Below are 933 nucleotides of genomic sequence, written 5' to 3'. Positions count from 1 at the left end.
GATTGAGTCCCGTGGCGTGGTGTAGGTGCGCGTGCTGCTCTGCGGGTTGAACTATGCCGTCTTCGCGGCGTTCAGGAGCTGGTTGAGGTCGGTGTCCTGCTCGCCGGGGTTGCCGGCGGGCAGGAGGGTCGGGGCTGGTGGGCTCAGCTGGGCCATGGACTCCTCGGACAGGTAGCGGCGGTCGGCGACGGCCCACTCGTCGTGGGCCTCGATCAGCACGCACGCCGACAACCGGAGCAGCGCAGCGGGGTTGGGGAAGATCCCGACGACGTCGGTGCGGCGCTTGACCTCCTTGTTCAGCCGCTCCAGGGGGTTGGTGGACCAGATCTTGCGCCAGTGCGCCTCGGGGAAGTCGGCGAAGGCGGTGATGTCCTCCCGGGCGGTCCGCAGCATGTCCGCCACGACGGGCAGCTTGGGCTCGAGCATCGCCGCGACGGTCTCGACCTGCTCGCGGACCAGGGGCCCGGTGGGCTGGGCGAAGATCGTGCGGACGGCGGCGGCGACCATCTCGCCCTGGCCCTTGGGCACCCGGGCCAGGACGTTGCGCATGAAGTGCACCCGGCAGCGCTGCCACGCGGCGCCGAGCAGCACCTCGCCGACCGCGCCGGTCAGTCCGCGGTGGTGGTCGGAGATCACCAGCTGCACCCCGCCCAGGCCCCGCTCGCGTAGCCCGCGCAGGAAGCCGGCCCAGAACACCTGGGTCTCGGAGTCCCCGACCGCGCACCCCAGGACCTCCCTACGCCCGTCGGCGGAGACCCCGGTCGCGATCACCACGGCCTGGGAGACCACCCTGCCGTCGACCCGGGCCTTGCAGTACGTGGCGTCCAGGAACACGTACGGGAACGCCGCCTCGTCCAGCGGGCGGGTGGCCCAGGCGGCGACCTCGGCGTCCAGGCCGGCGCAGATCCGCGAGACCTCCGACTTGGAGATCCC

1 protein-coding gene is annotated in these 933 nt (G+C 72.0%); it reads right to left on the bottom strand.

The window, feature by feature from the left end; genetic code table 11:
* Nucleotides 1-51: 51 nt before the first annotated feature.
* Nucleotides 52-933: IS256 family transposase (locus Q0848_RS18895; protein ID WP_299040379.1), on the bottom strand; the 882-nt coding region annotated here is incomplete at its 5' end.

Source organism: uncultured Pseudokineococcus sp. (assembly GCF_947495735.1).
Classification (GTDB): Bacteria; Actinomycetota; Actinomycetes; order Actinomycetales; family Quadrisphaeraceae; genus Pseudokineococcus.
This window is presented reverse-complemented; position numbering and strand designations above follow the sequence as displayed.